This window comes from Spirosoma utsteinense (genome assembly GCF_014282275.1).
Lineage (GTDB): Bacteria > Bacteroidota > Bacteroidia > Cytophagales > Spirosomataceae > Spirosoma > Spirosoma utsteinense.
Window position 1 is genome coordinate 1 of the sequence record NZ_VFIA01000075.1, and the last position, 11,898, is coordinate 11,898.

An 11,898-nucleotide genomic window follows, 5' to 3' on the forward strand; every position below is an offset into this window, starting at 1 on the left:
ATGGCATTGCTCTGCGCTTTTTCCGCTCTCTGGAGAAAGTCTACGTCCTCGTGTATTTTATCTGCATACTTCATAGAACAAAAATACGCTATCTGTGATTTGAATTAGTATAAGTATAAGTTTTGTCATATTCTTGGTTTTTACTTACTACCGCATAGGCACGCAAGATTAACTTGTTTCGAACGGCGTTGAGGACGGCCATTTTATTCTTTCCCTCTTTGACTTTCTGCTGATAATAATCCTGCACCTCTCCCTTTGCTCTAATGGCCGTTATGGCCGATAAGTGAAGCAGCGTCTTCATATGCTTATCCGCCATAGGTGAGACGCGTGTTCTGCCACGGATACTGCTACCCGATTGATACGGGAAGGGAGCGACGCCTGCATAGCAAGCAAACTGCTTAGCGGTTTTGCCATCAGTAAACGCCTTGGTAGCCAGAATGAGACTTGTTGCGGTGACAGCACCAATGCCTACAATAGAGGTTAGTAGATGAAACAAACGATTGAGTTCGGGATCTCTCTTGATTAACGTCTCAATTTGGCAATTGACCGCTTCCAGATCCTTTTCCAGGGCTTTCAGGGAATTAGCAGAGGCCTTTTCCAGCGACCTAACGATACCTTTATCCACAAACGGCTTAGCTTCCTTAAGAGGTTGTTTAAGAGTATTTACCGCTAGTAGCAATCGGCTGCGCAGTGAGGTTAGGAGCTTGGGCTCGGGCTTCCAGAGTCTGGCCTGAGCCTGGTGTCGTTGAGCATAACGAACGATGTTGAGGGCATCGGCGCTATCGGTCTTTACCCGATGGACCCTCATCGAATAGCGAATCTGCTTACCGGATTCTAACCAGACACGGTAGTCTGGTCGAGTTAATACCTCCAGCAGATGATTACTGTAAATGCCCGTGTGTTCGAGGCAGATCAGGGTGGTAACCGGCTCCATATTAAAACGCTGATGGAGTTCCTCAAGTAGGAGCTCAATAGGTCTTTGGGCATTGGGGATCTGGCCTTGAGCTTTCAGATTGCCTTGCTGATCGATAAAAGCATAATCCAGGGTCTGCTTAGCGACATCGATACCCAGAAAGAAATCAAATGGCATGACAAGAAGAATTTAGGTGAAAACTGCTTTACACTACGCTTTCAAAACAGCACTTAAGCCTTACTAGTAGGCTCCAAAGCCTTATTTTCTATACAGTGTATGATTTGAAAGGCTCAGCCAGGATTCAAACTCAAGATAGGTTTTATGTCCTTACGTGTTGGCTAAAGTGCCTGAATGAGAGTAGCATACATCAAGTGAACTTCTTGAAATTTTACCACTGCTCAAAATTAAAGACGTGTTGGGGAATTATATTTGGGATGTCGGCTTGATCCGTTGTAACATCATCTGAATGTTGGCTAAAAGCAGCTAGCGGACCGAAGAAGATAACGTGTATTTGTAGTCTTTGACGATAGGCCGAAAATAATTTTTCCAGGCAAGGCGCCCGCGCCGGCGGACCGGCTCAACGTCCCATCGTTTGCTAACAAAAACAAAGCCCTGAGCCGATTCGGGCCGGGAAACAAGCACGAAATTAATGTCCCAGCCAGCCAGCGCTTTTCTAAAAACACCCCCGTAGGACCCACCACCAAAGACCGTTTCGACCCGGTCGCCGTACCCACAAAATAGCATTCACTAAAACTAGTGAAGCAGGGTCATCTGTTTCGTTAGCCGCATGTACATGGACCGCCCACAAGCGACCGTCAGTATCAACAAATAGTTGGTGCTTGCCTCCGCACGGGCGGCCTCGCGTTTACTTTCTTATGCGGATGAAAGCCTCGGTACTCACAAATCCTGGGAACTAGCTTAACCGCATCGGCAGACCGACTCTAATTATCAACAAAAAATACCGATGGTAATACCTAGCGTTCTTCTTGTTTTCGATCCCATTGGTTCACCACCCGGTTAGTTCGTACCAAGATTCCATCAGTTCTTCACTGATCAAAGTAATCCCAGGCTAGCGGACCAGTGTGCGGTTTACCAATGTGGATACCCATGGGTAGATTTCGCCACCGCGCGGGCGGCCACTAGCGGCCGGTATGAAGCAAACGCAAGATCACACTCATAATGTCATGTAAATCCAGCTTTCGCTTACGTTTAAGGAGGCAGAAAGAGTGATATTGCTGCCCACTGGTAGTCGCAGGGCGACCTGCGACGTCAGTTTACTAAATTGTTTGCGCGACTGCCCGTTCGTTAATATACTTGTTACTTGGTCGCTACACAGGTGACATAACTATCAGCCTTTATCAATTTTCAACCACGTTCTTACTGATTGATGACGCAAACAGGATAGAATCATTTATCCGATTAAACAACCTCCTTAAAACCAGACTTCTGTCAAACTGATTCACAAAGTCAAAAGCGTTCGACTCGTAAAATTTGAACTGATCTCTATTTTGCAAATAGTTATTTACCAAAATCTCCATATATTCAAGCTCGTCAATACCAGCCGAAATACCTAACTTATTATTGGCCACCACTTTGTATATTTCAGAATCTTTACCAGCGGCAACAAATATCAACTTTTTCTTAGCCATTATACCCAGCAGCTTTGATGGGAAATAGGCATCGCCTGAGTCATTTTTCTGCGACAGAAAAACTACATCCACGTCAGACAGGAAGTTGTAGTAGTCTTCCTGCGAAAGAAAATCAATAAAGTCGATGTTATTCGTTTTCTTAGTAGCAGCGTATGCCTTTAGATTTATCAAATCGCCCCCTTGACCAATAATTAAGAAGACAAGATCTGTATAATTTTTAAATTTTTCGCTTAGGTCTATTAATGACGACAAACTTTGTTTTACGCCTACATTGCCGGCGTAACCTACTATTATTTTGTTCTTATACTGAGGAAATTTATCCCGAAATATTCCTCCAGTTCCCTTCTGATTTGCTTCATTGACATCAATCCAGTTAGGCCACAAGTAAATTTTATCGTCGTCCAGCGTTCCTTTCTGTCTGATCAAATTAATCATACCATCAGAGATGGACGTCACTAAATCGGCTTCTCTATAGCTGTAGCTTTCTACAGCATTCATCACGTCAATGATAGGTAGTTTTCCAAGCATTCCCAGTGACTGAGCGGCATCTAACTGTAAGTCTTGAACATTAATAATCAGCTTAGCCTTCCAAAACTTTTGGAACAAAACCCCTATCAAACCTAAGTTTATTGGGGTAGTAAACACAACGATTACGTCATGCTTGCCAGCACGGAAGAAATTAATAAAAGCAAAAATTATGAAGGTAATTTCTTGTATTACCCGGGTTAGCGAAGTAACTTTTTTAGGAACATATAAGTAGCCTCTTAATACTTTAATAGATTTAAAATAATCTGTTTTAAGTAATTTCCCTTTGTCCTCAGGTCTTTTTTCCCATTTCGGGTACCACGAAAAGCCCGTAACTACAGTGACGTCATGACCTTGTTCTGATGCGTACGTAGCAAAATCAGTGGAATACAATGATATACCACTGTGGTCTGGCGCAAAAGTCATACTACTAACTAGTATTTTCATTTATAAATGGTTAAAATTTAGTACACATGTTTACATTTCCAGAATCATTACTTGCTATACCTTATATGTCAAGCCTAATTCTTTACGAAATAGTAATGCGTGCGGATGGTAAAAGTGAAATTGGGTCAATTAATCAAATGGTTCTAACATGCATTTTTGTCGCCTTTTAACGTCGACTTTAATGTCCACCAGCAAATCTGAATGTCGTGTAACAAGGTATATTTTTTTATATAGAACAAATCGTAACGCAAGCGGTGTTGCATCTTCACTTTCTGATCATCGGTAACACCTCTGGCTCCACGAACCTGAGCTAGTCCTGTAATACCCGGCAAAACCGTATATCGCTTTTCGAAATCGGGCAGGATAAACCAGTAATTTGCATCATGTTCGATAGCATGGGGACGCGGGCCAACGATACTCATATCACCTACTAAAACATTAAAGAACTGTGGAATTTCGTCCAGATTTGTCTTCCTTAAAAACCGTCCGATGTTTGTTACCCGCTTATCATTTGGCACCGCTTGTTTAAAAGTATCTGTTTGGTTATAAGTCATCGTTCGAAGTTTAAGACACCGAAACTGACGACCGTTTCGACCCGTCCGTAACTGAACAAACAGGATTGGACCTCGTGATTCCAAACGTATTAAAATACCAATGATGGGAATTAGCCAGATAAGAATTGATAGTGCTACTAATACCGAAACAAAAAAATCAAAGCATCGCTTCCAAAAAATATTATGTTCATAATTAGTAATAAGAGTTTCTTGAGATGTTTTTGGCTGTAAAGTTTCTACACTAACAGAAGTCAACATAACTAATTGCTATTTATTGATGTAAAAGAGGATGAGATCACTTACTGGACACAAGGATAGGTTTGCTTCGTGTCTATATTAATAATGACAGAGATGACCATGCTCACTTCCGTAGCCTTAGTTGTTGTTAAAATCCTATAAATTTAAGCTGCTTCCTACAACCGGATATTAATTTTCGTAGCCGGTTATCAACCATTATCGCTTATTCTTATATGACATCCGAAATGTAGAGAAACATTATACAATTCTAAAATTACTATGTCAGAGGACTTACCTACTTTATAAAACTAATTTTAAGTTTTTTATTAAAAATGAAAACAGAAGTTTAAAACTAGTATCCCATTAATTAAAAACGTAAATCAAATTAATGTACTTATAACATACTTAATATAACTTTTCCTTTTATGCACCGATAAATAAATTACTCAATATATTTAATGTACATATGAAAATTTAGATACACGGTAAGAATAGATTCCAAACGAACTTGAATACTTAAAAGCACACATTATTAATCATCATTAAGCATCACAGGACAATATTAATTTTCTTTATTGAAAACCTGTATAAATTAAAACTTACATTAATTACTTATATATTAAAAAGGTAGATAATAAGTTTATATTTTTTACTTTTTTTTCAAATTATGGAATTAATCTGTGAGTAAGTTCATTGACGTTCTTGCTTCGGCTTCTTATGGCTACTTATGAACAGGCAGATTATGAAGCCCTGACTCATGGCCGCGTCAAACTCCAACAAGCAGGCTCGAAGTAGGCCAATATGGCGCGGTCATTCGATCTGACACCCGCCCGGGTTAGTCAAGCGCTCAAGACCTTTCGCCAACAGGGAGAGGCCAGTTTAATAACCGGCAAACGGGCCTCAGCACCACCCCGGCTAACGTTGGAGCAGCTCGACCAGCTAACTACGGAGTTGACTGAAGGCGCTGAGCACCACGGCTTGTCAGGTCTGGACTCGATTACGCATCAACTAGCCGGGCCGACGGGGCGGTTATTGACAAACTCTTTGGCGTCCGCGATGATCCGTCTCAGATCAGCCGACTACTCAAAAAGTAGGCTGAACCAGGGCACCGGGTCGATCGCCAAAAACCTGTCCCTCTAGCCCGACAACAGGATTCCCAGATTGTTTCCAACTGGCAAAAGGGACGCCTGCCCGCCCTCAAAAAGCTCAAGCTGAAGGGCGAACGATTCTCTATGTGAACAAAGCCGCTTGTTACTTGTTACCTTTCGTGGCTCATAGTTGGGCTCCTCGTGGCCAGACACTCTGGCTTGTGGAGCAAACCAGCCGAGCACACCTCAGTCTGATTGCCGCTATTGACCCCAACGGTCGCTTATATATGGCGGGGCAAGATCAGCCTCTTGACAGCGAAGCGATTAGCTGGTTCTTAGGCATGCTTTGTTGGCACTACCGACGTCAAAACCTGTTGATTATTTGGGATGGGGCGGCCATCCACCGTTCGCAAACCGTTAGAGACTGGCTTCACCATTGACCTGGTCGAGTGCATCTGGAACGATTGCCAGCTTACAGTCCAATGCTCAATCCGCCGGGCCGCCCTTTAGGTTTGTGGGCTGGTAAGATTCTAAGATTTGGTAGCTTGCCAGTAGTCACCAAAGTGGGTACACTACCGGGCCGCCGAGGAGTCAGACCTAAGCACCGATTCAGTCCCCACTCTGTTTTATTTGCCCAGACTCGGATAGAAATTAGGGTTCGTGGCCCATGAAAGGGTTCGAGTAAAAGCAAGTTGTTGACTACTTACCAAAACTAACCAGCAATATGGACTTTTGCTACTTTATCGGAATCGACATCGCCAAAGACACGCTCGACTGGGCAGTCTATACCCAACAGGGTTTGCAACTCAGCACTCACACCCCTAACACACTGGCGGGTATCAAAACCGCTTTAGTTGAGTTTAAGATACTTCTAGGCTGGAACCCTAAACAGGCTGTGTTCTGCATGGAACATACGTGTATCTACAATGCCCATCTGCTGGAATCACTCCATGAACTCAAACTCGCCGTCTGGTTGGAGTCTTCCCTGCAAATCAAACAGGACGGGGGTATGCAACGAGGCAAAACCGATAAGGTCGATGCCCAGCGCATTGCTCCATACGCCTACCGCTTTCACGACCAAATACGCCTGTGGGAGCCACCACGCGAAGTTATCCAAAGACTTGCCTTTCTAAGTGCCACCCGCCAGCGGCTCACTCAAGCTTATAATCTGCTATCGGTTCCGGTCACCGAGCAGGAAACTTTCATCAGCAAGTCGCTGCAAAAGAACCTCAAGGGCAATGTTGAGAAGTCGCTGGCTGCACTCAAAGCAGAACGAAAATTCGTCGAAGAGCAGATTAAAGAACTTATTGAGGCTGATCTGCGGCTGAAAGAATTGTTCGCTCTGATGGTCTCCGTGCCAGGCATTGGACCGGTGATCGCCACCGAACTGCTCATCACTACCAACGAGATGCAGACCATCAATGACCCCAAAAAGCTAGCTTGTCATGCTGGGGTTGCCCCTTTTGAGTACCGTTCTGGCAGTAGCATACGCGGTAAAACCAGGGTGAGCCACCAGGCCCGTAAACGGCTCAGATCGTTAATCCATATGGGGGCTATGTCAGCCATTCAAATGAAAGGCGATCTTCAAGACTATTATGTACGCAAACTGACCGAAGGTAAACATACCATGCTGGTACTCAATGCGGTTCGTAACAAGCTGATTCATCGAGTTTGCGCGGTGGTGCGCCGGGGTGGAAAATATGACAAAAACTATGCGCCGACCCTTGCATAAACCATAGAAATCGGTGCGGTGGAATTAGTGTGGAGTCAACTTAAAAGAGCCTTGAAAAATAGGGGCTTTACAAGCCTAGAATCGCTCCAAGCCGCCGTGCTGGAAGAGGTTGATTACTTACAGGCAGATCCCAAACGCATCCGTTGCTTTTTCCATAAAAAGGAGGTTCCCTTCTTCACGGACTAATTCACGGGTCTATAGTTTATACCAGCACGGCAAAAACCCCAAGTATGCGATGACCCAATATTAATCGAGCAGGTTGCTCTCGAATACATTGTTGACCGCTGTGACCAATTAAAAACCAATCGCTGATCAACCAGACGCTCGGCTCACAGCCGGGCTTTTTTTATGTGACCCTAATAAAATAGCTAGTCAAAACTTTGTTGTCCGTCAGTTTGAACGAAAGAACAAGTCTGACGTTGTGTAAATCTTAAAGGCCCGGCTAGTTGACCGGGTCTTTTTATAAAGTGGCGCTTGCTTTCTGCTTGATGGCCCAATCTCTTATTTGGATAAGCGCCATAGCAGCCGACTTCTGATTAGTCGCTACATTACTCTAAGAACGTGTTTGGGAATTGAAAAAGGCTGGTAGTCGTGTCACCTTTGTGGTCGCCAAACTACAAAGACATGACCAAACAGTTTACTAAACTGACCGACTACCAATGGGCCGCAATATCGTCTTTCCTACCCCTCAAACGCAAGCGAAAGCTCGATTTATGTGACGTAATGAACGCCATTCTATGGCTGCTTCGTACCGGTTGCCAATGGCGAAACTTACCAGGCGAGTACCCACATTGGCAGGCCGTTTATTATTACTTTGACCGGTGGAAGACTGATGGTACGCTTGAACAAATCAACCGGGCATTAAACCAGCTGGATCGAAAACAAGAAGAACGAGAGGCATTACCGTCCGCATTTTGTGTTGATAGTCAAAGTGTTAAGCTAGCCCCTATTATTTGTGAGTACCGAGGTCTGGACCCGCATAAGAGAGTGAACGGACGCAAGCGCCAACTATTGGTTGATACTGGTGGCCGCTTGTGGGCGGCTCATGTACATGCAGCGAATGGCGCTGATGGCCCTGCCGCCTTGCTTCTGGTAAGTGATATCTTGTGGTATGGTGATCGAGTTGAAACGGTTTTTGGTGATGGGGCGTACGGCGGTGTTTTTGCCAAAGCGCTGGCTAGTTGGGGTATTGGTTTTGAGCGAGCTTCCCGCCCTGAATCGGCTCAAGGCTTTGTACCGGTTGCCAAGCGGTGGGTCGTGGAGCCGGTCCGCCGGCGCGGGAGCATTGCCTGGACCAACTTTTTCCGGCGGATCGTCAAAGATTATGAGTACACGCTATCTTCTTCGGTTGGTTGGCTTCTTTTAGCCAACATCCAGATAATGTTGCAACGAATTAAATCAACGCCCCAAATATAATTTCCCAACACCCTCTTAAGACGTTGTAGATACGTGTTGACTGCCCTCGGCAGATTTAGAGAGAAACATTCGATGGTAAGATAGTTGTGGTATGGCTCAATGAAGACCATATAGGATATATTTACGTTTTAAATTTTTTTATGTTTCCATCCGTGAATAATTTATTAACACTGTTCAGCCACTACCAGTTATAGATCCTTACATCAGTTTGTAAATCGATGTTGCTCACATGTTACTATTAAGCTTAATAGAAACATTATTCATTTTACGTGTTTTATAGACTTACTCACGTGTCAATACTAATAAACTTCTCTTTATGGGTACCAATATGCTGAAATGGCCTATCGTCGAAAAGGTCTTCTATAGGCAGTAATGATTTAGGGTAGCATCTACACTTATTAATTCATTCTCATTAAATCTTTTACGATTGCCTGCTCATCGAAGTACGATAATTTCTTGTTTTTAATGTACCGGTAGTAAGCCTGGCCTGCCCGAACGGCGGCCTCTTTGTCTGTTCCTGTTAACGCCTTTTGGTATACACTGTATAGTTGTTCTTCCCGACATACCATCCCGTTTTTAACAATTAAGTAGGTAACAGTACCTGCTAGTATAAATACGATTATAATTGCTGTTAACATAAGTAACAAAACGTCTAAGTTAATAGTCTGATTATTAAGGCGTAAGCTTGTCAACATTAAGCTTCTTATGTAGTTAAACTACTTTTCCTTTATGGTCTTTCTTTACTTTTAACGTTGACTCACCCCTTTAATGACAAATAAGCCTGGACGCAATCGCATCCGGGCTTCTTTATTACTCGACACCATTGTGACTCAACATCGTGTTGATGGTCTTAATATCCTGAAATTAAACGAACGTCAATGAATCGTCGAGAAATAACACCGCAAGCACGGATGTAAATCACTTGATTATACGTGTACTTTTCAACTCGATGTTTTACTTTCTTAAAGTAAATAAGTATGTGTGCTAATGATCAACGTGTTAGCTTATAAATTGACAGTAAAATTCCTCTTTCTCTAGCAAAACACGAAATTATTAGAAACAACGACTATCACTGTATTAGCGATAATCCTGCTCCTACTGTTCTACTTCGGCTGACTTTCCGTAGCTGCTGCCCGTACTACCATCAGTCGCCCAATGTAGAGCGTACCAACCGACCATTCGCGGTCAGCAGTATGCTGTCCTTTCTACCGTTCAAGCTTTCGTATGCTACTCGTGTATGAAACGATAACTACAATTTAGATCTAACTATTGACCCGTGAGCAAGTCTGTAAATTCAGGCACGATGACTTGTGTTTCTGTGACACTATGTGACAACATAGAAGTAAAGTTTCTTTACAGGCTAATGCACGGATCTATAATCACTTACTAGGCAACTACCCCAAAAGCCCGGCTTTAACGTGTAAGTGATGTCACAGGCAGACCGGAGATGTCACAGGCAGACCGGACCTCGTTATGATTATATTATTTATTACAACAAATAATAATACTTAAACAAAGTTACCAATTTTGATATGTTAATAGCTCATTGTTAGCATATTGCAAGGTTTTCACTTATATACAACCTATATTCATCCTCTTTATGGAAACTATCCACAATACCGCCGATCTACGCCGTTGCTCAAGGCAGCTAGTTCATCATGCCCTTAATTCGCCCGGCTTTCCCAAAAGACGGGAAGTGAAACTTTCTCAGGTAGTTTATCTTGAAGGAGTAGGTAATTACGTTTGCTTCCACCTTCTTGACGACGCGAAACTAATGGTAGCTTATACGCTGGCTAGTTATGAATCACTACCCGGCTTCATGCGGATTCATAAAAAACATATTGTCAATGTAATGCATATATCGAGTCTTGATGTTAGAAGCCGGGGTGAAGCCTTGGTGCACTTAACGAATGACGTTCAGCTGATTATAGCCCGCCGTCAAATGGGGATGGTAGTCGCCCAACTTAATAGTAAAGTTGAAACCCCTTCGTAATACAGGATAGCCTCTCGAATCGTATAGAAGCAAAAAAACCCGGCACTAGCAGCATCGGGCTTTCCACATCTATCCACACCATACCGGCTCGAAAGCCAGTTTGATAGATCAAAGATAATGCGAGTTAACCAGCAACGCCTAAAGAAAAAGCCTGGATGCAATTGCATCCGGGCTTTTAAACTACTATCTAACCCATGCGGACAAGTCCACATTGGTTCAATAAAACTATAGCTGTCTTCACTTAGGTGCAAACATCTCGCAGCCAAACCAGCCAACGGTTATTAGATGGAGATGTCTATAACGTACGACCTTCTGATCTCGTTGGGCTTTTTGAAAGACACCAAACGAGTCGAGCGTAACCGCTACAAAGGCGTGATCGGATCGCTTCATCAGTTGTCCAGCCTGTTCCCCTTTGAAGGGTTCGCTCGGGCTATTGTTACCGTTGCCGATCTGAAATACCTAGTTATGCTAATCGATTACAACGACCAAGCTAGTGAGGGCCCATATCCCAGTCACGAGAATTAACCGCTCCCTCACATTACCAACTATTGATTTAATTGTTGTTTAAATCAATAGTAAAACTATATTTGGTCATATTTCTGTGAGACATGCCAGATGCAATAAAGCCCCGGGGTGGGGCTGTAAGTGGACAGTGACGAAAAAGTCTGGTCTGACAAAACCTAGTGTACCCGTTTCAGTTGACAATGAGCTAATTAAATGGCTTGCTTTTTTTGGAAAACGAAACCGGTCCACAGTCATCAATACTCAGGTCTCATTGTCAAAGATTATGAATACACCTCATCATCTTCGGTCACCTGGCTGTATTTAGCTAGCATTCAGCCGCTGGTACTGTCGTGAAAACCAAATTTTTGGTTATGATATTTTCAATATCTTTAACTTATCCAAAGGACAATTCTGCCACGGTGGATTGATCCTGTGTAGTGCCGCTAGTCGGGACTATTTTTTTGTCATTCTGATCCGAATTACTAGTTGATAAGGTTTCTCTTTTTGCCTGAATCGAATACATTGAATTATACGTTGTTTGATGACGCCATAATCCATAAGCTAATAGAAGTAACTTCTTTTGAACAGCCACGTAGGCCCACTCCGATTTCTATGATTCATGCAAGGGGTGAAACATAAATTTTGTTATATTTTTCTCCCTGGCGAACCACGGCATACACTCGATCAATGAGCTTGTTACGAATGGAATTTAATACAAGCATTTTATTCTTATACTAAATCAGAAGCTTCATGTCGTATATTAGTGGGATGAATTACTCGACTAAAATCAAGGAAGACTTGGATTTGTTGCAAACCATTGAAAAACAACAATATAAAGCT

Annotated in this window: 10 protein-coding genes; 6 read left to right on the forward strand and 4 right to left on the reverse strand. The window is 43.1% G+C overall.

The features are described from left to right. Positions 1-88 precede the first annotated feature (88 nt). From FH603_RS26660 to FH603_RS26675, 4 genes are all read right to left on the reverse strand, one after another. Positions 89-1,090, reverse strand: coding sequence for an IS110 family RNA-guided transposase (locus FH603_RS26660; RefSeq protein WP_186742144.1), 1,002 nt, complete (start codon positions 1,088-1,090; stop codon positions 89-91). 306 nt (positions 1,091-1,396) lie between these two features. Next, positions 1,397-1,657 (reverse strand): hypothetical protein, encoded by a 261-nt coding sequence (locus FH603_RS28800; RefSeq protein WP_235985474.1) that lies wholly within the window; start codon positions 1,655-1,657, stop codon positions 1,397-1,399. 614 nt (positions 1,658-2,271) lie between these two features. Next, entirely contained in the window at positions 2,272-3,534 is a 1,263-nt protein-coding gene (locus tag FH603_RS26670; protein ID WP_186742146.1) for a glycosyltransferase family 4 protein, read from the reverse strand. A gap of 143 nt (positions 3,535-3,677) precedes the next feature. After that, the gene (locus FH603_RS26675) at positions 3,678-4,346 is read right to left on the reverse strand and encodes a sugar transferase (protein ID WP_186742148.1); all 669 of its coding nucleotides are present in this window, start codon (positions 4,344-4,346) and stop codon (positions 3,678-3,680) included. A gap of 780 nt (positions 4,347-5,126) precedes the next feature. On the opposite strand from FH603_RS26675, the gene FH603_RS26680 reads away from it, so the two are divergent. From FH603_RS26680 to FH603_RS26705, 6 genes are all read left to right on the forward strand, one after another. After that, positions 5,127-5,465: a COG3415 family protein gene (locus FH603_RS26680; protein WP_186742150.1), complete on the forward strand. Its 339-nt coding sequence runs from the start codon at positions 5,127-5,129 to the stop codon at positions 5,463-5,465. 127 nt (positions 5,466-5,592) lie between these two features. Beyond that, entirely contained in the window at positions 5,593-5,853 is a 261-nt protein-coding gene (locus FH603_RS29365; RefSeq protein WP_186742153.1) for a transposase, read from the forward strand. Positions 5,854-6,137: 284 nt separating this feature from the next. Next, positions 6,138-7,145 carry an IS110 family RNA-guided transposase gene (locus FH603_RS26690; RefSeq protein WP_186742155.1) on the forward strand — a complete coding sequence of 336 codons (1,008 nt, stop codon included), beginning with the start codon at positions 6,138-6,140 and terminating at the stop codon, positions 7,143-7,145. Between the two features lie 624 nt (positions 7,146-7,769). Then, on the forward strand, positions 7,770-8,561 hold the full coding sequence (locus FH603_RS26695) for an IS5 family transposase (RefSeq protein ID WP_186742157.1): 792 nt from the start codon (positions 7,770-7,772) through the stop codon (positions 8,559-8,561). 1,600 nt (positions 8,562-10,161) lie between these two features. Then, entirely contained in the window at positions 10,162-10,554 is a 393-nt protein-coding gene (locus FH603_RS26700) for a LytR/AlgR family response regulator transcription factor (protein WP_186742159.1), read from the forward strand. Positions 10,555-10,839: 285 nt separating this feature from the next. After that, positions 10,840-11,079 carry a hypothetical protein gene (locus tag FH603_RS26705; RefSeq protein WP_186742162.1) on the forward strand — a complete coding sequence of 80 codons (240 nt, stop codon included), beginning with the start codon at positions 10,840-10,842 and terminating at the stop codon, positions 11,077-11,079. The last annotated feature ends 819 nt before the right edge of the window (positions 11,080-11,898 follow it).